This is a genomic window from Achromobacter kerstersii (assembly GCF_902859595.1).
Taxonomy (GTDB): Bacteria; Pseudomonadota; Gammaproteobacteria; order Burkholderiales; family Burkholderiaceae_B; genus Achromobacter; species Achromobacter kerstersii.
The window spans coordinates 1-20,416 of record NZ_CADIJQ010000002.1 but is presented as its reverse complement, the minus strand read 5'-3'; the positions used below and the strand labels follow the sequence as shown (position 1 = coordinate 20,416).

General features: G+C 64.8%; 14 protein-coding genes. 9 read left to right on the top strand and 5 right to left on the bottom strand.

Annotated elements, in window-relative coordinates; translation table 11 throughout:
- Positions 1-2: 2 nt before the first annotated feature.
- The 3 genes from HV765_RS08985 to HV765_RS08975 form a co-directional block, all read right to left on the bottom strand.
- The gene (locus tag HV765_RS08985) at positions 3-3,104 is read right to left on the bottom strand and encodes a MexW/MexI family multidrug efflux RND transporter permease subunit (RefSeq protein ID WP_175169581.1); all 3,102 of its coding nucleotides are present in this window, start codon (positions 3,102-3,104) and stop codon (positions 3-5) included.
- Between the two features lie 16 nt (positions 3,105-3,120).
- A complete protein-coding gene (locus tag HV765_RS08980; RefSeq protein ID WP_175169580.1) occupies positions 3,121-4,251 on the bottom strand; it encodes an efflux RND transporter periplasmic adaptor subunit in 1,131 nt (376 codons plus the stop codon).
- Between the two features lie 159 nt (positions 4,252-4,410).
- On the bottom strand, positions 4,411-6,381 hold the full coding sequence (locus HV765_RS08975) for a BCCT family transporter (RefSeq protein ID WP_054424183.1): 1,971 nt from the start codon (positions 6,379-6,381) through the stop codon (positions 4,411-4,413).
- A 125-nt stretch (positions 6,382-6,506) separates the two neighbouring features.
- On the opposite strand from HV765_RS08975, the gene HV765_RS08970 reads away from it, so the two are divergent.
- A complete protein-coding gene (locus tag HV765_RS08970) occupies positions 6,507-6,887 on the top strand; it encodes a VOC family protein (protein ID WP_054424185.1) in 381 nt (126 codons plus the stop codon).
- Positions 6,888-6,982: 95 nt separating this feature from the next.
- On the opposite strand, the gene HV765_RS08965 is transcribed toward HV765_RS08970, so the two are convergent.
- Positions 6,983-7,648, bottom strand: coding sequence for a TetR/AcrR family transcriptional regulator (locus HV765_RS08965; protein WP_054424187.1), 666 nt, complete (start codon positions 7,646-7,648; stop codon positions 6,983-6,985).
- Positions 7,649-7,786: 138 nt separating this feature from the next.
- Between HV765_RS08965 and HV765_RS08960 the strand changes: the two genes are divergently transcribed.
- The 3 genes from HV765_RS08960 to HV765_RS08950 are packed head-to-tail and all read left to right on the top strand — an operon-like array spanning position 7,787 to position 13,553.
- Entirely contained in the window at positions 7,787-8,917 is a 1,131-nt protein-coding gene (locus tag HV765_RS08960) for an efflux RND transporter periplasmic adaptor subunit (protein ID WP_254600520.1), read from the top strand.
- Positions 8,914-12,078, top strand: a complete 3,165-nt coding sequence (locus HV765_RS08955) for an efflux RND transporter permease subunit (RefSeq protein WP_054424191.1) — start codon at positions 8,914-8,916, stop codon at positions 12,076-12,078. Before HV765_RS08960 ends, HV765_RS08955 begins: the two co-directional genes overlap by 4 nt.
- A gap of 2 nt (positions 12,079-12,080) precedes the next feature.
- Entirely contained in the window at positions 12,081-13,553 is a 1,473-nt protein-coding gene (locus HV765_RS08950) for an efflux transporter outer membrane subunit (protein WP_175169579.1), read from the top strand.
- 43 nt (positions 13,554-13,596) lie between these two features.
- Here the strand turns inward: HV765_RS08950 and HV765_RS08945 are convergent, their stop codons facing one another.
- Positions 13,597-14,367 (bottom strand): IclR family transcriptional regulator, encoded by a 771-nt coding sequence (locus HV765_RS08945; RefSeq protein ID WP_175169578.1) that lies wholly within the window; start codon positions 14,365-14,367, stop codon positions 13,597-13,599.
- Positions 14,368-14,598: 231 nt separating this feature from the next.
- Here HV765_RS08945 and HV765_RS08940 point away from each other — a divergent pair, with 231 nt between their 5' ends.
- The 5 genes from HV765_RS08940 to HV765_RS08920 all read left to right on the top strand — a co-directional run bounded on the left by HV765_RS08940 (position 14,599) and on the right by HV765_RS08920 (position 20,099).
- The gene (locus HV765_RS08940; protein WP_175169577.1) at positions 14,599-15,621 is read left to right on the top strand and encodes a Bug family tripartite tricarboxylate transporter substrate binding protein; all 1,023 of its coding nucleotides are present in this window, start codon (positions 14,599-14,601) and stop codon (positions 15,619-15,621) included.
- On the top strand, positions 15,621-16,505 hold the full coding sequence (locus tag HV765_RS08935; RefSeq protein ID WP_175169576.1) for a polysaccharide deacetylase family protein: 885 nt from the start codon (positions 15,621-15,623) through the stop codon (positions 16,503-16,505). Before HV765_RS08940 ends, HV765_RS08935 begins: the two co-directional genes overlap by 1 nt.
- Positions 16,502-17,278, top strand: a complete 777-nt coding sequence (locus HV765_RS08930) for a polysaccharide deacetylase family protein (protein WP_175169575.1) — start codon at positions 16,502-16,504, stop codon at positions 17,276-17,278. The genes HV765_RS08935 and HV765_RS08930 overlap by 4 nt, the downstream gene beginning before the upstream one ends.
- Before the next feature lie 86 nt (positions 17,279-17,364).
- Positions 17,365-18,501, top strand: coding sequence for a C45 family autoproteolytic acyltransferase/hydrolase (locus HV765_RS08925; protein ID WP_175169574.1), 1,137 nt, complete (start codon positions 17,365-17,367; stop codon positions 18,499-18,501).
- 35 nt (positions 18,502-18,536) lie between these two features.
- A complete protein-coding gene (locus HV765_RS08920; RefSeq protein ID WP_175169573.1) occupies positions 18,537-20,099 on the top strand; it encodes an ABC transporter substrate-binding protein in 1,563 nt (520 codons plus the stop codon).
- Positions 20,100-20,416: the final 317 nt, after the last annotated feature.

The following is a 20,416-nucleotide window of genomic DNA, read 5'->3' as shown; positions in this document are numbered from 1 at the left end:
CCTTAATGCGACGCGGCCGCGCGGGCATCTTCGGCCTGCGCCGCCGCCAGCTCGCGAGCACGCGGCGTGTCGTTGGCCGCGCGGTGGTCGCGCGCGAAAACGGTATAGACGGTGGGCAGCACGAACAGCGTGAACAAGGTGCCCACCAGCAGGCCCACCACGATGACCAAGCCCAAGCTATAGCGGCTATGCGCGCCCGCGCCGGTGGCGAACAGCAAGGGGATCAGCCCCATCACCATGGCCGCCGTCGTCATCAGAATGGGGCGCAGGCGGATGCGGGCGGCCTGCTCCATGGCGGCGCGGCGGTCCAGCCCATGGCTGACCTGCATTTCGTTAGCGAACTCCACCATCAAAATCCCGTGCTTGCTGATCAGGCCAATCAAGGTCACCAGTCCGATCTGCGTGTAGATGTTGACGGTGGCCATGCCCAGCGCCAGCGGAATCAGCGCGCCGCAGATCGACATGGGCACGCTGACCAGGATGATGAACGGGTCGCGCAGGCTTTCGTACTGCGCGGCCAGCACCAGATAGATCACGATGATGGCGAAGATGAAGGTGATCATCAGCGCCGAGCCTTCCTGGCTGAACTGGCGCGCATCCGATTGCCAGTCGTAGCTGAAGCCGGCGGGCAACTGCTGGGCCTGACGCGTCAGGAACTGCACCGCGTCGCCCATGGTGACGCCGGGCATCGGAATAGCCTGGAAGGTGGCCGCGTTCAGCTGATTGAACTGCGTCAGAGAATTAGGCTCCACGCCCATCGACACCGTCACCAGGTTGGACAGCGGCACCTGCGCCCCCGTCGCGCTCTTGACGTGGAACTGTGCCAGCGATGCCGGCGAGATGCGCTGCTCGCGCAGGCTTTGCGGAATCACGTCGTACGAACGGCCGTCCATGCCGAAGCGGTTGATGTAGTTCTCGCCCACCAGCACGGCCAGTGTGTCGCCAATGTCTTTCATGGTGACGCCCAGGCTGTTGGCCTTGGCCCGGTCCACCTTCAGCTGCACGACCGGGTTGTTGTAGTCCAGATCGCTGTCCACCACCATGAACAGACCGCTTTCACGCGCCGCCTTCTTCAGGTTTTCCATGGCCTCGTAGACGACGGGGTAGTCCGCCGCGCTCATCAGCACCATCTGCACGGGCAGGCCACCCGTAGAACCCGGCAACGACGGCAACTGGAAGGCGAAGATGTTGCTGCCTTCGACCTGGTTGGCCATGGCCTGCATGTCGGCCTGGATCTCGTCGGCGTTGCGTTTGCGCTCGTGCCAGTCCACGAAGTCCACCCCGCCGATGCTGTTGGACACGCCATCTGATCCGTTGATCAGCCAGCGCCCCTTTTGCTCGGGCAGGGTCTTCATCACGTCGTCCCACTTCTTGCCGAACTTCTCGACATAGTCGATGTTGGCGTGCTGCGGCGACTTGATCGCGGTGAGCACCGTGGACTGGTCTTCAACCGGCGCCAACTCGTGCTGCGCCGCGTTGTACAGGAACGGCAGGCTCACCAGCACCGCCACCGCAATCAGCCCGGTCACCCAACGATGATGCAGGGACACGTCCAGCACCCGGCCATAGGCCTCGCCCAGACGCCCGAAGAAGTGTTCAGCGCGACGCGCCATCCAGCCGTCTGACACACGATGGTTCAGCAGGAACGAGCTCATCACGGGCGACAGGGTCAAGGCGATCACGCCCGACACCACCACGGCGCCTGCCAGCGTGAACGCGAATTCCTTGAACAGCGACCCGGTCAACCCGCCCATCAGCCCGATGGGCGCGTAGACGGCGGCCAGCGTGATCGTCATGGCGATCACCGGCCCTGCCACTTCGCGCGCACCGATCAGCGCGGCGCGCACCGGCGACTTGCCCTCTTCAATATGCCGGTGCACGTTTTCCACCACCACGATGGCGTCATCCACCACCAAGCCAATGGCCAGCACCATCGCCAGCAAGGTCAAGAGGTTCACGCTGAAGCCAAACAGCGCCATGATGGCCGCCCCGCCCAGCATCGACAGCGGAATGGTGACCACCGGAATCAGCACGGCGCGCAACGACCCCAGGCACAGGAAGATCACCACCACCACGATGGCAATGGCTTCCAGCAGGGTTTGCATCACGCCGTCGATAGACGCGCTGATGAAGCGGGCCAGCTCGAACGGCACTTGCACACTGGTGCCCGGCGGCAGGTTCTGCTTGATGTTGGGCACCAGCTCTTGCAGGCGTCTGACGATGACCAGCGGGTTGCCCACAGGCGTCGCGTTCAGGCCGAAATAAACGGCGGGGTCGCCATCCATCAGGCCGCTGGAATCGGTGGATGCCGCGCCCAGTTCAACAGTGGCCACATCGCCCAGCCGCACGATGGCGTCGCCATCACGCTTGACCACCAGGTCGCGGAATTCCGCCACGTTCACCAGGTCGGTGTTGACCTGGATGTTGGACACCACGTACAGGCCCTTGGCCTGGCCCGGTGCGGCTTGCACGTTGTTGTCGCGCAGCGCCTGGGCCAGTTCGCCCGCGGAGATACCGCGCGCGGCCATGCGGTTGGGGTCCAGCCATACGCGCATGGCCAGCTTCTGGCCGCCATAGAGTTCCACGCTGGCCACGCCATCAATGGACGACAACTGCGGCTGCACCACGCGCGACAGGTAATCGGTCAGCGCCGCCAGCGACAGCGTCGTGCTGGAAAAGCCCACATAGGCCACGGCGGTCGCCTCGCCCGCGGACTTGACCAGCACCGGGTCGTACACATCCTGCGGCAAGCGGTACTTGACCTCGTTGACCTTGGCCATGACCTCGGTCATGGCCTTGTTGGAATCGGCGTTCAGCTTCATGCGCACCGTGATCACGCTGCGCCCCTGCGTGGACGACGACGACAGGTAGTCGATGCCCTCCACCGTGGCCACCGATTGCGCGATGGGTTGCGTGACGAAGCCTTGCATCAGGTCAGGCGATGCGCCCGGGTATTGGGTGGTGATGGTGATGGTGGTGCTTTCGGTCAGCGGGTACTGCCGCACGGGCAGACCGCTCAGCGCCTTGATGCCCAGCAGCAGAATCAGCGTGCTGACCACCAGCGCCAGCACCGGACGGCGTACGAAAAGATCGGTGAATCTCATGCTTGTCTCCGCCTTATTACTGGGCTTGCGCCACGGCTTGTTGCGGGGCGCCCAGCGCAACCGTGTCAGCGGCAATGACCTCGACGGCGGCGCCGTTATGCAGGCGCAGCTGGCCGGACGTCACGACCTGGTCGCCCGCGTTCAGCCCTTCGGCCACGACGACCCGGCCGCGCACGCGCTCGGCGGTCTTCACATAGGCCTGGCGCACGGTGGGCGCGGCCTTGTCCTCGCCCGGCTTGGGCGGCGTCAGCACGTAGACGGAATCGCCATAGGCGCTATAGCTGACGGCGGTTTCCGGCACGGTGATCACGTTGGGGCGGTCGGGCAAGCCGATGCGGCCCTGGGCGTACATGCCGGCGGCGAGCGCCCCATCGGCGTTCGGCAAGGTGGCCTGCACGCGCACCGTGCGCGAACCCGGGTCCACCTGCGGCTCGACCGTGGATACCGTGCCGGTGAATTCGCGTCCGGCATGGGCGTCCACCGTCACCGTGACGGGCTGGCCGGCGCGCAGCGCGCCCAGCGCCTGCTCGGGTAGCGTGATGTTGGCGTACAAGGTCGACGCGTCGGTCAAGGACACCAACGCGTCGCCCGCCTTGGCGAACTGGCCCAGATTGACCCGGCGCACACCCAGCACACCATCGAACGGGGCCTTCACCCGCTTTTGCTCGATAAGCGCCTGCACTCGCTTGATGTCGGCGGCGGCCTGGTCGTAATCGGCCTGCGCCTGGTCCAGCTGTTCACGCGTGGCCGCCTGTTGCGGCAGCAGCCGGCGCGTGCGTTCCAGCAGAGTGCGGGCGTTGCGCGCCTGCGCCTGAAGCCGGGCCAGCTCGCCCTGTTCGGGCGCGTCATTCATCTGCACCAGCAACTGGCCAGCCTGCACCCGCTCTCCTGCGGTGAACAGAATCTGCGTGACGCGGCCATCCACTTCGGCCGGCACCAGCACCTGGCGCGTGGCTTCCAGCGAACCGATGCCCGACAGCGCCATGGGAAAGTCCGCCCGTACGGCCGGCGCCACGGCAACTTTTGCCGGCGGCATCGCCCAGCCGCCCGCTTGTGATGCGCCGCCGAACTTCCAGACCAGCCCGCCCCCCACTGCCAGCACCAGCACGACAGCGCCCGCCGCCCATGCCCCAGATTTCGCCTTCATGATTCGCTCTCTTATTTATCCAAGAATAGTCTTGGATAATCCTTGATTCCGGCAATTCCGTCAAAGCGGCTTAATCAATCCAGGAAATAGAGCGGGGCTATCGGCCAAAAAAAACCGCCCGGGCAAGCGGGCGGTTTCGGGGGGGAAGGGATGCGGGGTTCAGGTGCGGACCATGTGCAGGTAATGGCGATGGCGTTCGTACTGGTCCAGGATGTCGCCAATGACCGCGTCGCGGCTCCAGCCCATGATGTCGTAATCCTGCCCGCCTTCGCGCAGATGGACTTCGGCGCGGAAGTACTTGCGCTCTTCTTCGTCGGCCGCCTCTTCGGGCGTCAGGCTGGGACGCACGAAGGCTTCGGGCTGCACGGCGTACGAAAAGTCCAGATGCTCGCCGTGCGAGACCTCAAGGATGGCGCTGCCGTCGTCTTCATTTTCACGGACCACAACGGCGTAGCCTTGCTTGCGCAATTCGTCAGCCACGTCTTCCAGCGCCGGCCGCACCACATCGCTGATGAAGCGCAGCACATGGGAGCGGCGCGGCATCATGACCATGTTGCGCAGGCGGCGCTCCCAAGACTGGCCGCCGCGCGCCGGGCGCGACAAGGTCAGGGATTGATACCGGATGCCGCGCTTGGTCGCGTCCAGCTTCAACGCCTTGAACAGCCCCCATAAAGACAGCAGCAGGATGATGGAGAACGGCAGCGCACTGGCGATGGTGGCTGTCTGCAAGGCGGTCAAGCCATCGGCCAGCAACAGTGCGATGGCCACCGCCCCCATCAGCACCGACCAGAAAATGCGCTGCCACACGGGCGTGCGGTCTGATCCGCCAGAGGCCAGCAGGTCTACCACCAGCGCGCCTGAGTCGGCCGACGTGACAAAGAACACCGCCACCATCGCAATCGCAACCATCGACAACACGCCGCTCCATGGCAGCTGCTCAAGAAAGGCGAACAGCGCTAGCGATGAGTCGGCTTCGACGACCTCGGCAAACCCTTGCACCTTGTCCACCAGGATCATGTGGATCGCCGTGTCGCCAAACACCGTCATCCAGAACAGGGTGAAGCCGGCCGGCACCAGCAGCACGCCGGTGACGAATTCGCGGATGGTGCGCCCACGCGAAATGCGCGCGATGAACAGGCCCACAAAGGGCGACCACGCAATCCACCAGCCCCAATAAAAGAGCGTCCAGCCGCCGATCCAGTCGGTGGGCTCGTAGGCATACAGGTTGAAGGTCTTGTTGACGATGTCGGACAGGTACGCGCCGGTGTTCTGCACAAAGGTCTGGAACAGGAACACGGTGGGGCCCACGACCAGCACAAACAGCAGCAGCACGGCCGCCAGCACCAGATTGGTTTCGGACAGGATGCGGATGCCCTTGTCCAGGCCGCTGGCGACCGACAGCGTGGCCAGCCCGCAGGTGACGATGACCAGGATGATCTGCGTCGTCACCCCAACCGGAATGCCGAACAGATGATTCAAGCCGCTGTTGATCTGCGCCACGCCCAGGCCCAGCGACGTCGCCACGCCCAGCACCGTGCCGATGATGGCGAAGATGTCGACGGCGTGTCCGATCGGCCCATGGATGCGGTTGCCAATCAGCGGATACAACGCGGAACGCAGCGTCAGCGGCAGCCCGTGGCGATAGCTGAAGAACGCCAGGATCAGCGCGACCACCGCGTAGATCGCCCACGCGTGCAGGCCCCAATGGAAGAACGTGATCTTCATGGCTTCGCGTGCGGCGATGGCGGTGCCGCCCTCGCCTACCGGCGGCGACATGAAGTGCATCACCGGTTCAGCCACGCCGAAGAACATCAGGCCAATGCCCATGCCGGCGGAAAACAGCATCGCGAACCACGTGAAATTGCGATAGTCGGGTTCGCTGTGATCCGGCCCGAGCTTGATGTCGCCGTACCGGCTGACCGCCAGGAACACCACGGCCAACAAGATGATCGCCACGACCAGAATGTAGAACCAGCTGGCGTTGCCTAGAATCCAGCCTTGCATGGATTCGAACAGGCTCTGCGCCGACTTGGGCGCAAGAATTGCAAACCCCACGAGCAGCAGCGTGAAGATGGCGGCCGGAAAAAATACAGGCCGATTGATGGTCGATGGCCGGGTTTCTGAAGACATGCAGCCTCTCCTTTCGCCCAAGGGTTGAGAATTTCGGCGCAGGCCCCCCTTAGTCTGGCTGCACGCCGCAGGTATTACTATCACGGCCACCGCACAGCTGACAATGTGATTACGTGGAGATGCGCATGATCGATCACCTGGACCATCTGGTTTTGACCTGCACCGACCCCGAAGCCACGGTGGATTTCTATACCCGCATCCTGGGCATGCGGCTGGAAACCTTCGGCGCAGGCCGCCAGGCGCTGCGCTTTGGCAATCAGAAGATCAACCTGCACGTGCGCGGGCACGAGTTCGAGCCCAAGGCGCACCTGCCGGTGCCGGGCGCGCTGGACTTGTGCTTTATCGCTGACCGGCCGCTGGATGACGTGATTACGCAGTTGAATCAGGCGGGCGCGACGATCATCGAAGGCCCGGTTGCGCGCACGGGCGCCACGGGGAAGATCCGCTCGGTGTATTTGCGGGACCCGGACCTGAACCTGATTGAGATTTCGGAATTGCTGGGCTAGACGCCTAGGCCGGCGTTATTGGCGGCGCGCTGTTGGCGGGCGCTGTCGGCCGGCGTTATTGGCCGGCGCTTTTGGCGGCGCGCTGTCGGCCGGCGTTATTGGCCAGCGCCATTAGCGGGTTTGGGCAATGCCGGCGGCGCGTCAGGCGCCGGGTCGCCGAACACGACGCGGCGGAAGAATCCCGCCAGCACCGCCTCGGTCATTTCCAGGCTGACGCCTTGCGGATCAAAGGCATAGCTGAACTGCATGCCGTCCGATAGCGCCAGCAGACCCACTGCCAATTGCTCAGCGGGCAGCGGCAGCGGCGTGCCCACATGGGCGGAAAACTGACGCACGTACTCGGTGGTGGCGGCGCGAAGTTCGCGCAGGCAGTCGGTAAAGCCCACGCGGAATTCCGGGTCGCGCGCCGCTTGCAGCTTGCCTTCCATCCAGAGCAAAAAACAGTCGTTTTCGCGATGGTGCGTGCTGTAGTACGCCAGCACGCGCGCTTCCATCTCGGGCCGCGATTCGCCGTCTTCGAAGATGGCGCGCATATCGCCCATCACTTTTTCGTGATCGCGCCGGAGCAATTGCAGGAACAGTTCGGACTTGCTGCCGAAGTTGGAATAGAAGGCCCCGCGTGTATAGCCCGCCAGTTCGGCGATGTCTTCGACGCTGGCGGCCACAAAGCCCTTGCTGAGAAAAACCGATTGCGCAGCGTCGAGCAGGCGCTGGCGCGTCTGGTCTCGGCTTTGCTCGCGGGTAAGGCGGATTTTCGACATGGCGCGAGTTTAGCACTGGCTCACATTTCAAATACAGGGTTGTATCCGAATACATAACCGCATTAGAATCCAGGCCGTATTGAGTCTGACTTGCGTTGGCTCTTCCTTCTATTGCCTTCCCGCGCCGCGAGGTGTTTCGTGAATTGTTCTACTTCCAAGCCCGGCTGGACGCGCCGTCTGGCGCTGCCCGCCGCGTTGGCTTTGGCATTGGCCGTTTCCGCCTGCGGCCGCAACGAAGCGCCCCCGCCCGCGCCCCGGCCCGTCGTCGCCATGCCCGCCAAAGCCGATGAACGCCTGCCGGCCTGGACCTTGCCCGGCGAAGTGCAGGCGCGCTACAGCACGCCCCTGTCGTTCCGCGTGGGCGGCAAGATCACCGAACGGCTCGTCCGGCTGGGCGACACCGTCACGCCGGGGCAAGTCGTGGCCAAGCTGGACCCGGCCGACGCCACCAAGAACGCCGCCGCCGCGAAGGCGCAATTAAGCGCTGCGCAGCATCAGCTGGAATACGCCCGCCAACAACTGGACCGCGACCGCGCCCAGGCGCGCGAAAACCTGATCGCGGCAAACCAGCTGGAGCAGACGCGCAACGCCTACGCCTCGGCGCTGGCGCAGCGTGACCAGGCGGCGCAAGAGGCCGCGCTATCCGCCGACCAGCTGAAATACACCACGCTGCATGCCGACCACGCCGGCCTGATCACGGCCGAACAAGCCGACACCGGCCAGAACGTGGCCGCCGGCACGCCCGTCTATCAATTGGCCTGGTCGGGTGACATTGACGCTATTTGCGACGTGCCCGAAAGCGTGCTGGCGGGGCTTGCCGTTGGCCAACGCGCCAGCGTCACGCTGGGCCCGCTGCGCGGCAAGACCTTCACCGCCGTGCTGCGGGAAATCGCCCCCGCAGCGGACCCGCAAAGCCGCACCTACCGCGTCAAGCTCACGCTGGAATCGCCGTCGCCGGACGTGCGGCTGGGCATGACGGCCAACATCAGTTTCGACAACCGCAGCGCCGCCGACGTTGAGACCTATACCGTGCCGGCCACCGCCTTGTTCCATGACGCCAAGGACCCGGCCGTCTGGGTCGTCAAGCCTGAGGCCAACACGCTGGAACTGCGCCGCGTCGAAGTGCTGCGCTATGACGCGCGCACCGTCACGCTGTCCGGTGGCGTCAAGGCCGGCGAACGCGTGGTCTGGCAAGGCGTGCACACCGTGTCGGCGGGCGAAAAGGTTCGGCCCGTGGCGCCGCTGCACCCCGAGGACTTCGCGTCATGAGCGCCGCGGATCAAGGCCCGGGCCAGCACCACGACGAAGGCAAGTTCAACCTGTCGGCATGGGCGCTGCGGCACCAGCCGCTGGTGATCTTCATCATCACGTTGGTGACGCTGTTCGGCGTGCTGTCGTATTCCAAGCTGGCGCAGTCGGAAGACCCGCCCTTCACCTTCCGCGTCATGGTGGTGAAGACGCTGTGGCCCGGCGCCACCGCGCAACAGGTGCAGGAGCAGGTCACCGACCGCATCGGCAAGAAGCTGCAGGAAACCGCGAACACGGATTTCCTGCGCAGCTATTCGCGGCCGGGCGAGTCGCTGATCTTCTACACCATGAAGGATTCGGCCCCGGCCAGCACCGTGGCCGAGCAGTGGTATCAAATCCGCAAAAAGGTGGGCGACATCCAGGCCACCTTGCCGCAAGGCGTGCAAGGCCCGTTCTTCAATGACGAATTCGGCGACGTCTACACCAACATCTACACCTTGCACGGCGACGGTTTTTCGCCAGCGCAGCTGCATGACTACGCGGACAAGCTGCGCACCGTGCTGCTGCGCGTGCCGGGCGTGGCCAAGGTTGATTACTTCGCCGATCAGGCCGAGCACCTCTACATTGAAATTTCCAATACGCAGCTGACCGGGCTGGACGTGACGCCGCAGCAGATTGCGCAGGCGATCAACACGCAGAACGCCGTGTCCGCCGCAGGCACGCTGACCACCGCCGACGACCGCATCTTCGTGCGCCCCACCGGGCAATACGAGAACAGCCGCGCGCTGGCGGATACCTTGATCCGCGTGAACGGCAAGTCGATCCGGCTGGGCGATATTGCAACGATCCACCGTGGCTATGAAGACCCGCCCGTGGACCAGATGCGCGTCGGCGGCAAGCCCGTGCTGGGCATCGGCATCACCATGCAGCCGGGCCAGGACGTGGTGCGGCTGGGCAAGTCATTGGGCACGACGTTCGAAAAACTGAAGGCGCAATTGCCGGCAGGGCTCACGCTGACGGAAGTGTCCAGCATGCCGCAGGCGGTATCGCATTCGGTGGATGACTTCCTGCGTTCCGTGGCCGAAGCGGTTGCCATCGTGCTGATCGTGAGTCTGGTGTCGTTGGGCTTGCGCACCGGCATGGTGGTGGTGATTTCCATTCCCGTGGTGCTGGCCGTCACGGCGCTGTTCATGGATATGTTCGGCATCGGCTTGCACAAGGTGTCGCTGGGCACCTTGGTGCTGGCGCTGGGCCTGCTGGTGGACGACGCCATCATCGCCGTGGAAATGATGTCGGTGAAGCTGGAACAAGGATGGAGCCGCGCCCGCGCGGCGGCCTACGCCTACACCAGCACCGCCTTCCCCATGTTGACCGGCACGCTCGTCACCGTGGCGGGTTTCCTGCCGATTGCGCTGGCCAAGTCCAGCACCGGGGAATACACGCGTTCCATTTTCCAGGTGTCGGCCATTGCGCTGATCACGTCCTGGTTTGCCGCCGTGGTGTTGATCCCGCTGCTGGGTTACCGCCTGCTGCCCGAACGCAAGCGCGAAGCGCATCTGCCCGACGACCACGAACACGATATCTACAACACCCGGTTCTATCAGCGCCTGCGCGGCTGGGTGTCGTGGTGCGTGGACCGCCGCTACTGGGTGCTGGCGGGCACGGTGCTGATCTTTGTCGTGTCGATGGCTGGCTTCAAGCTGGTGCCGCAACAATTCTTCCCCAGCTCGGACCGCACCGAGCTGCTGGTGGATGTGCGCTTGCAGGAAGGCGCGTCGTTTGCCGCCACGCTGCGGCAGGTGGAACGCCTGGAGAAGGCGCTGGAAGGCCGGCCCGAGATCGATCATTCGGTCAGCTTCGTCGGCACCGGCGCACCGCGCTTTTATTTGCCGCTGGACCAGCAACTGGCCACGCCGAACTTTGCGCAACTGGTCATCACCGCCCATTCGGTGGAAGACCGCGAAAAGCTTGCGCAGTGGCTCACGCCGATGCTGCGCGAGCAGTTCCCGGCCGTGCGCACCCGCTTGTCGCGCCTGGAAAACGGGCCGCCCGTCGGCTATCAGGTGCAGTTCCGCGTCAGCGGCGACAAGATCTCGGACGTGCGCGCGGTGGCGGAGAAAGTGGCCGCCGAAGTCCGCGCCGATACCCGCTCGGTGAACGTGCAGTTCGACTGGGATGAACCTTCTGAGCGCTCGGTGCGCTTTGAGATCGACCAGCAGAAGGCGCGCGAGCAAGGCATCAGCACCCGCGACATCTCGGATTTCCTGGCGATGACGCTGTCGGGCTACACCGTGACGCAGTACCGCGAGCGCGACAAGCTGATCAACGTCAGCCTGCGCGCGCCGCAAAACGAACGCATCGACCCCGCGCGCGTGGCGACGCTGTCCATGCCCACGGCCAACGGCCCGGTGCCGCTGGGCAGCCTGGGGCACGTGCGCTATGGCCTGGAGTACGGCGTCATCTGGGAACGCGACCGCCAGCCGACCATCACGGTGCAAGCGGACGTGACCAGCGGCGCGCAAGGCATCGACGTCACGCACGCCATCGACAAGAAGTTGAACGCCCTTCGCGCCGAATTGCCGGTGGGGTACCGCATTGAAGTCGGCGGCCCGGTGGAAGAAAGCGCCAAGGGCCAGGCGTCGATCAACGCGCAGATGCCGTTGATGGCCGTGGCGGTGCTGACCTTGCTGATGGTGCAGTTGCAAAGCTTCGCCCGCGTGATGATGGTGGTGCTGACCGCGCCGCTGGGCCTGATCGGGGTGGTGGCTGCGCTGCTGCTGTTTGGCAAACCGTTCGGCTTTGTCGCCATGCTGGGGGTGATTGCGATGTTCGGCATCATCATGCGCAACTCGGTGATTCTGGTGGACCAGATCGAGCAAGACATCCTGAACGGCCACAAGCGCGTGGACGCGATTGTGGGCGCCACGGCGCGGCGGTTCCGCCCCATCGTGCTGACGGCTGCCGCCGCCGTGCTGGCGCTGATTCCGCTGTTGCGCAGCAACTTCTTTGGCCCCATGGCCACCGCACTGATGGGCGGCATCACCAGCGCCACGGTGCTGACGCTGTTCTTCCTGCCCGCGCTGTATGCCGCCTGGTTCCGCGTGCGCCATGACGAGCGCGACGAACCCGAAGGCGTGCCGCCCGGCGCCAACGCTGGCGACACGCTGGAACGAGGAGCCTGATGATGAAAACCCCTCCAATCCGCGCGGCAAAGCTGCCGCTGGTATTGCCCCTGCTGCTGGCGCTAAGCGCTTGCGCGTTCGCCCCCGACAGCAAACCGCCTGCGGTAGCGTCCCCCGCCCAGTACGGCGCGCAAGCCACGCCCGAGGCCAGCGCGTCGGCAGGCGGCGTGGCGCAACGCTTTGAGCGCGGCGCGCGGCCCGTACCCGAATGGTGGAAACGCTATGGCTCTGATGCGCTAAACGCGCTGGTGGAAGAAGGCCTGGCCAACAGCCCCAACCTGGCGGCGGCCGAACACAATCTGGCGGGCGCGCGCGAACAGTTGCGCGGGCAGGTGAATTCGTCGCTGCTGCCGTCGGTGGATGCGGGCGCGAACGCCACGCGCAATCGCGCGCTGACCATGCCCAACCTGCCGCAGCCCACCGCGCTTTACAACGTGTTCACCGGCCAGATCCAGGCCAGCTATGACCTGGACTTGTTCGGCGCGGCGCGCTTTGCCAATGCGTCGCTGGCGGCGCAGGTGGAGCAGCAGGCATTCCAGCTGGAGTCCGCACGGCGCTCGCTGGCCGGCAACATCGTCACAGGCGCCATCACCTCGGCGTCGCTTGCCGAACGCGTGGCGCTGACGGAAAAGCAGGTGGTGCTGTTGCGGCAGGTGGCGCGTGATACCCAACGGCGGTACGAATTGGGGTCCGCCTCGCAAAACGATGCGCTAAGCGCCGACCAGGATGCCGCCACGCTTGAGGCATCGCTGCCCGGCTTACGCGCGCAATGGCAAGCCACGCGCCATGCGCTGGCCGTGCTGCTGGGCCGCAGCCCCGATCAGGCGCCGGACGATCTGCCCTTCAGCATGCTGGCCGTGCCGGCGCAGGTGCCGGTAGTCGTGCCGTCTGAATTGCTGGCCTCGCGCCCGGACGTGCTGGTCGCCGACGCCGTGGTGCAGGCGGCCGCGGCCGACGTGGGCGTGGCCACCGCGCAGCTGTTTCCCAGCCTGTCGCTGTCAGCCTCGATGGGCAAAGGGGGCTTCAGCTGGCCCGCTGCGCTATCGGGCGCGGGCTCGATCTGGGCGATCGGCGCATCGCTCACCCAACCCATCTTCCATGGCGGCGCGTTGCTGGCGGAGCGGCGCGCGGCGAAGGAACGCTACGAGGCCTCGGTGCTGCAATACAAGCAGACCGTGCTGACCGCGTTCAAGGATGTGGCCGACACCCTGGCGCGGCTGGATGCCGACGGGCAAGCGCTGGCGTCAGCCGAATCGTCGCGGCGCGCGGCCGAACAGTCGTATCGCAACACGGCCAGCCGCGTGCGCCTGGGCGCGCTGGCGCCCTACACCGAGTACGCGGCGGAACAGCATTACGTGGCGGCGCGCTTGCGCGAACTGCAATACGCCAATGCGCGCCTGACCGAAACGGCGGCGCTGTTCCAGGCCATGGGGTCGCCCACCCGTGCGCCGGAGGTGGCCGCGCAGCAGCCCTGACGCGCCCTTATCGATCCATCGGCTGGAACACAGGCCCCCGCGCTTACGGTGCGGGGGCCTGTTCTTTGATGCGCGTGGCCAAGGCCAGGGATTCGATACGGCGGGCAGCCGACTGCAATAGCGCCGTCGTCTTGTCTTGCGCGATGGTGTTCAAGCGCGTCGCCAGAAACGTCACGGTCAACGCGCCGAAGATACGGCGGTCTTCCTGGAACACCGGCACGGCGATGCCGGCGCGCTCGGGCGAGATCTCGCCCACGCCCAGATAAAAACCCTGCACGCGGATCGTGTCCAGCCTGGCCGTGAATTCGGCCTGCGTGTCGCCCAGCCCCAGCGCCCGGACTTCTTCCGCGTGCGCCTCATACAGTTTGCGTTGGTCCTTGCGCGGCAGGAACGCGATGATCGTCTTGGCCGTGGCGCCACGAAACAAGGGATGCGCGCGCCCCCGCCCGTGCGCGATGCCCAGCGCATCGGGGCCGCGTTCGTGATGGATGTTCAAAATGCGCAGGCCGTGAATCACGCTCAGCAGCACGTCGCCGCCCACCTGGTCGACCACCTCGCGCATGATCGGACGCGCCACACCCAGCACCGGATCACCGTCGATGATCAGGTGGTCAAGCTCGATGATGCGCGGGCCCAGCTTGTAGCCGCCCCCCGTCATGCGCAGCAGATAACCCAGGTCAGACAAATCGCGGATGTAGCGATAGCCCGTGGGCGCCGAATACGCCAGGCGAGAAATGATGTCTTCGGCCGAGAGCACCGGGGTGTCGAGGCTGAAGAGGTCAAGAATGGCCAGGGCTCGCTTCAGGGTGGACATGGGTCTTGGGACTAGGGAGCAACGAGGAACCGGCGCAGCGTATCACAGGGGTTGGCGGCCATCCCGTGCCTGATCGATTGCCGCTATGGGAATGTTCAAACCCTGAAGACTACGCCTATCTACTTTCCTATTTTTATCATTTATAGATAAATACTAATTGGTAATGATAGATTTTTATCGAATAATGATATTCATAGAAAGACAAAGGCAGTCAAACCCAAGGGGAACCGCATGAAGCAGTCTTGCAGCAGTGATGATCCGCAGCACGGCATGAGCCGCCGCCATTTCCTGACGGCGTCCGCCGCCGCGCTTGCCGGTACGGCGCTCGTGGGGCCAGGCCGGGCCTGGGCAGCGGGCTATCCGGCCGACCATCCCATTCAATTCATCGTGCCCTTTCCCGCGGGCGGCGGCACGGACCTGGTCGCGCGGCCCTTGGCTCAGGGCATAGGCGAAGCGCTCAAGCAAAGCGTGGTCGTCATCAACAAAGGCGGCGCCGCCGGCATCATCGGTACGCAGCAAGCGGCGCGTTCGGCGCCCGACGGCTACACCGTGGCGCTGGGGTCCACGGGCACCCATACCGTGAACCAGAGCCTGTACGAGAACATCGCGTATGACCCGGTCAAGGACTTCGAACCGGTGTCGATGGTCTGCTACTACAACAATGTGCTGGTCGTGCATCCGTCGTTTCCGGCGCGCACGCTGCAAGAGCTGGTGGCCATCATCAAGGCCAACCCGGGCAAGTATTTCTACGGCATCACGCAAAACGGCAGCTCGGCGCATCTGGCCATGGAACTGCTGAAAGCCACGGCCGGGCTGGACCTGCCCGGGGTGCCGTACAAGGGCGCTGCCGCCGCCGTCAACGATTTCCTGGGCGGCCAGTTCCCGATCCTGATGGATGTGGTGATCAACCAGCAGCAGTTCATCCAGGGCGGCAAGTCGCGCCCGCTGGCGGTGACATCCGCCCAACGCGCGCAGGCGCTGCCTGACGTGCCGACCGTGGCCGAGTCTGGTTTTCCGGGCTATCAAGCGATTGGGTGGAACGGCGTGTTCGTGCCGGCCGGCACGCCAGCGGCCATCGTCAAGACGCTGAATGGCGCGGTGCAAAGCGCGTTGCAGCAACCGGCGCTTCAGCAACTGACACAAAACGGGCTGGAGCTTCATGGCGGCACGCCCGAGGAACTGGGCCGCTTCGTCGCAACAGAAAGCGAGAAGTGGCGAACCCTGATCAAGAACGCCAATATCAAGGCCACCTGATGCTTCATATTCCCTATGGCGCAGTCATCGGCGCCCCAGACAACCCCTGGCTGCCGCTGGACCACGAACTGCGCGCCCAAGGCCTGCGCGCCGCCGACGCCGCGCCGGTGCGCGCGGTGGTCTGCGTCACCATCCACGTGGACGGGCCCGCCGTCGAAGTGGGGCGCAAGCAATTCCCCGCCGGCCCGTACACCGCAGGCCGTTACGCCATCCGGCGCGGCGTGCCCCGGCATCTGGAGATGTTGGCGCGGCACCGCATGCCCGCCACCTTCTTCGCCTGCGGTTATGACGTCGAACACTACCCCGCCACCTTCCACGACATCCTTGCTGCGGGCCACGAAATCGCCGCGCATGGGTATGTGCACGAAGCCTGGGACCTGGGCGATGAAGAGCCCGCGCTGCTGGAAAAGACGCATCGGATCATCGAACGCGAACTTGGCGTGACGCCGGTGGGCTGGTGTTCGCCGTCTGGCCGCAAGAGCCATCGCACGCTGCCTGCACTTCGGGCGTTGGGCTATTGCTATGACGCCAGCGAAAAAGATCAGGACCGTCCCTACCTGCCCGGCGCGGATGCCGATTTCATCATGCTGCCCAACAACACCGTATCGCTGGACGATTACCCCTTTTATTTCTCGGGCCACAGCCTGGCGGCCGAAGCCTGCGACAACTGGATGCAGGAATTCAACGCGTTGCGGCAAGCCGAAGGCTATGTGCACCTGACCGTGCACCCGAAAGCGGCAGGCGGGTCCGGCACGCCCGCGCGCGCCGCCGCGCTGGACCGTTTCCTGGCCTACATCGCCGCGCAACTCGACGTGCACGTCATGACGCTGGAAGCGCTCGCCCGCCATTGTTTGGCTCACCCCGACAACTGGAGACGCGCATGAGCGCCGCCAAGACCGTACTGGTCACGCTGAACGTTCAAGGCATCGGCCCCGAAGCCGCCACCCAACCCGAAGCCGCGCTTCACGGCCGCGACGCGCATGGCCGCTACACCTATGGCGGCGGCTTGGCGCGCGTGCTGGACATGCTGCGCCGGCAAGAGATTCGCGCCACGCTGTTCTGGCCCGTCTTCGAAGCCGAACGTTGCCGCAGCCTGCTCGAACAAAGCCTGCGCGATGGCCATGAAGCGGCCTCGCAAGGCAACGCGTTTGAAGACCTGAGCACACTTGGCGACCGCGAAGGCGAACTGCTCGCCCGCGCTCGCGACCGCCTTGCTGAACTGACCGGCACGGCTCCGCAAGGTTTTCGCTACACCAGCAGTGCGTTCTCGCCGCGCACCCTTCCCCTGCTGCGGCAACTGGGCTACCGCTATGACAGCAGCGCCATTGATGACGACGCGCCCTACGACCTGGATGCCGATGGCGGCGCGGCCATGGTCGAGCTGCCCTGGAGCGAAGGCTTATGCGACGCCACCCACTTCAGCCGCCGCGTCACGCAAGACCGCGCTTACGCCCATTGGGTCGAACAAGGCGACGCCCTGCTGGCCGTCGATGGCTACGCTTGCCTGACTTTGCATCCGAGAGCCGACAACGGCGTGGGTCGCGCAGCCCGGCTGCAAAAGGTGGAGCAACTGCTGGAACGCTTCCGCGCGGCGGGTGCGGCGTTTGTGACCGGCGCCGAACTGGCGGGGCGACATGCACCTCTGGGTAAACCCTGAGCAATATTGGCGCCAAAATAAGCTAACATTTTTGAAAGTTTGACTCCTCTTCCGACTACACGGCGCGCGGCGCCGCTTTCCCGTCCATGACCCAGATCACGCAATTCCCCTTCGTATCGGTTTCCGGCACGCCCGAAGCCCGCGGCCGTTCCTATGGCCAGCAAGCCGCCGACCGCGTGCGCAAGAGCGCGGCAATGTATGGCCAGACGCTGGTCGACCTGGGTTACGACGCCATGGCGCGCACCCAGCTGATCGCCCACTTCGCCCGCGAGATCGAAAACTTCGCGCCGCACTATCTGGAAGAAATGCGCGGCATCGCGGCCGGCGCCGACGTGCCGTTTGAAGACATCGTGATGGTGAACGCCCGCACCGAAGTCGTCGCCAAGGCCCGCGCCGAAAAGAAAAAGGCCGCCGAGCTGGAACCTGGCGACGGCTGCACCGGCGCCCTGATCCTGCCCACGCGTTCGGCCAACGGCAACCTGATCCATGGCCAGAACTGGGACTGGCGCGCCGAGTGCGCCGAGACTGCCATCGTGCTGCGCGTGCGCAACGACAACGGCCCGGACATCCTGACGTTTGTGGAAGCCGGCGGCTTGGCCCGCAGCGGCTTGAACAGCGCGGGCGTGTCCATCACCGCCAACTACCTGGAGTCTGACCGCGACTTCCGCCAACTGGGCGTGCCGCTGTCGCTGATCCGCCGCAAGGTGCTTGAGCAGCAGCATTTCGCGCTGGCCATCAAGGCGGTCGCCACGACGCCCAAGTCCTGCTCGAACAACATCATGCTGGGCATGGCTGCGGGATTCGGCGTGGACTACGAGTGCACCACCGACGAAGCCTTCCCGATCTACCCGGGCAACGACGACCTGATCGTGCACGCGAACCACTGGGTCAGTGAAGTGGCGTTGAGCAAGCTGCGCGATACTGGGCGGGCCAGCACGCCGGAAAGCGCCTACCGCGACTGGCGCGTGCGCCGCCTGCTGAACGAGAAAACGCAGCTGACGCGCGAGGACTTGAAACACGCGCTGTTCGACGACTTCGGTGCCCCCTATTCCGTCTGCCGCCCGCCGCGTCCCGGCAGCCACGACAATCTGTCGGCCACGGTTGCCATGGTCGTGATGGAACCCGCCGCCGGTTTGATGGAAGTGGCGCCGCTGCCCGCACTGAACCGCACGTTCACGCGCTACAGCCTGACCGCCGAACCTGAACTGCTGACCGCCGCCTGATCGGCACCGCGTCCGCGCAACCCAAGGAAGTATCAATGAAAGTCCATCAATTGAGCGCCGCGGTTGCGCTGGCGCTTGCCGGCATGGCCGGCGCGGCTATTGCACAATCGGCCCCGCCGCTGCGCATTTCGCTTACCGCCGACATCCGCTCGACCGAGCCCGGCGTCAACCGCGACAGCAACAGCGACGCGGTGGTGCTGCACATTGTTGAAGGGCTGGTTGCCTATGGCGAAGACGCCGAAGTGCGCCCGCTGCTGGCCAAGTCCATCGACATCAGCGCAGACGGCAAGACCTACACGTTCACGCTGCGCGACGGCATCAAGTTCCACAACGGCAAGCCCATGACCTCCGCCGACGTCCTGTGGACGTGGCAACACTACACCGGCGCCAACTCCGGCTGGCGTTGCGCCAGCGAGTTCGACGGCCGCGGCACGGTCAAGGTCACCGGCGTGGAAGCGCCTGATGCGCACACGGTCGTCTATCACCTGGAAAAACCCAGCAGCCTGTTCCTGGCGTCGTTGGCACGCACGGATTGCGGCGGCACGGGCATTCTGTCCAAGGATTCCGTGGGCGCGGACGGTGCGTGGATCAAACCCATCGGCACCGGCCCGTTTGAACTGGCCGAGTGGAAACGCGGCGAATACATCCGCCTGACGAAGTTCGCGGGTTACTCCAACCTGGACGGCAAGCGCGACGGCTACACCGGCTCCAAGCGCCCGTTGGTGGATGAAGTGCGCTTCATGATCGTGCCGGACGACTCCACCGCCAAAGCGGCGTTGCAGCGCGGAAACATCGACATCATCGAAGACGTCTCGAACAACGACGTGCCGGTGTTGCAAGGCACGCCGAACGTGAAGGTGGCGTATGCGCCGGTGATGAGCATGACGGCGCTGTTGCTGCAAACGAAAGACCCAGTGCTGTCGAGTCCGAAGATGCGCCAGGCCCTGGCCCACGCGATCGACTACAAGCAGCTGGCTGCGGCCGTCACCGAAGGCCTGGCGCAGCCCAACAATTCCATCGTGCCGCTGGTGTCGCCCTACCATGACGCGGCGCAGAAGCAGGGCTGGGAGTACGACCCTGCCCGCACGCAGGCGTTGCTGAAGGAAGCGGGCTACAAGGGCCAGGCGCTGACGATCCTGACAACGAAGCGCTACCCGCAGTCGTATAACTCGGCGGTGATTGTGCAGGCGATGCTGCAATCGGTGGGGATCAATGCGCAGTTGTCGGTGGTGGAATGGGCGACGCAGCTGGACCGCTATAACGCGGGCACGTACCAGATGATGACGTTCCCGTATTCCGCCCGCCTGGACGCGGCGCTGAATTACGAGATGGTGACGGGCGACAAGACCAAGCAGCCGCGCAAGATCTGGGATAGCGCGGAAGCGTTGAAGCTGGTGGAAGCGGCGTCCGTCGATACGGATCACGCGAAGCGGCAGGCGTCGTTTGATCAGCTGCATAAGCTGTTCCTGGCGGACGTGCCGAGTATTCCGCTTTATAACGGGCTGGATATCGGGGCTTATCGAAGCGACGTGAAGGGATATCAGCCGTGGGCGGTGAAGAAGCCGCGGGCGTGGGAGGTGGAACGGGTCGGGGGGTGAGGTTTTGCTGGGGTGGCAGTTTGCTGGGATGTTGCTCTGGGGAATGTTGCTTTTGGGGAATGTGCTTTGGGGAATGTTGCTTTCGGAAGGCGATGCAGTTCTGGCGGCTAGGCCGTTGATCTTTGTAGGTCGCCCATCGTCGCAGTGGCCCTGACTGCGCGCGCCCACGATTGCGGTCCGGAGCCTTCGCTCCGGACTGCCCCGTTGTCATCCTTGTATGGTGTAGGTGCGCCCTCTGCAGTGGGGAGGGCGCTGGGGTATGGGACGTCGTCATCCATCAGCCGGTAGGCGCCGGACTGCCACAACGAGAGCATCCC

What these genes read in the sequence shown, in the direction of transcription:
- HV765_RS08985 (WP_175169581.1), bottom strand. Translation starts at nt 3,104, where the DNA reads ATGAGATTCACCGATCTTTTCGTACGCCGTCCGGTGCTGGCGCTGGTG.
- HV765_RS08980 (WP_175169580.1), bottom strand. Translation starts at nt 4,251, where the DNA reads ATGAAGGCGAAATCTGGGGCATGGGCGGCGGGCGCTGTCGTGCTGGTG.
- HV765_RS08975 (WP_054424183.1), bottom strand. Translation starts at nt 6,381, where the DNA reads ATGTCTTCAGAAACCCGGCCATCGACCATCAATCGGCCTGTATTTTTT.
- HV765_RS08970 (WP_054424185.1), top strand. Translation starts at nt 6,507, where the DNA reads ATGATCGATCACCTGGACCATCTGGTTTTGACCTGCACCGACCCCGAA.
- HV765_RS08965 (WP_054424187.1), bottom strand. Translation starts at nt 7,648, where the DNA reads ATGTCGAAAATCCGCCTTACCCGCGAGCAAAGCCGAGACCAGACGCGC.
- HV765_RS08955 (WP_054424191.1), top strand. Translation starts at nt 8,914, where the DNA reads ATGAGCGCCGCGGATCAAGGCCCGGGCCAGCACCACGACGAAGGCAAG.
- HV765_RS08950 (WP_175169579.1), top strand. Translation starts at nt 12,081, where the DNA reads ATGAAAACCCCTCCAATCCGCGCGGCAAAGCTGCCGCTGGTATTGCCC.
- HV765_RS08945 (WP_175169578.1), bottom strand. Translation starts at nt 14,367, where the DNA reads ATGTCCACCCTGAAGCGAGCCCTGGCCATTCTTGACCTCTTCAGCCTC.
- HV765_RS08940 (WP_175169577.1), top strand. Translation starts at nt 14,599, where the DNA reads ATGAAGCAGTCTTGCAGCAGTGATGATCCGCAGCACGGCATGAGCCGC.
- HV765_RS08935 (WP_175169576.1), top strand. Translation starts at nt 15,621, where the DNA reads ATGCTTCATATTCCCTATGGCGCAGTCATCGGCGCCCCAGACAACCCC.
- HV765_RS08930 (WP_175169575.1), top strand. Translation starts at nt 16,502, where the DNA reads ATGAGCGCCGCCAAGACCGTACTGGTCACGCTGAACGTTCAAGGCATC.
- HV765_RS08925 (WP_175169574.1), top strand. Translation starts at nt 17,365, where the DNA reads ATGACCCAGATCACGCAATTCCCCTTCGTATCGGTTTCCGGCACGCCC.
- HV765_RS08920 (WP_175169573.1), top strand. Translation starts at nt 18,537, where the DNA reads ATGAAAGTCCATCAATTGAGCGCCGCGGTTGCGCTGGCGCTTGCCGGC.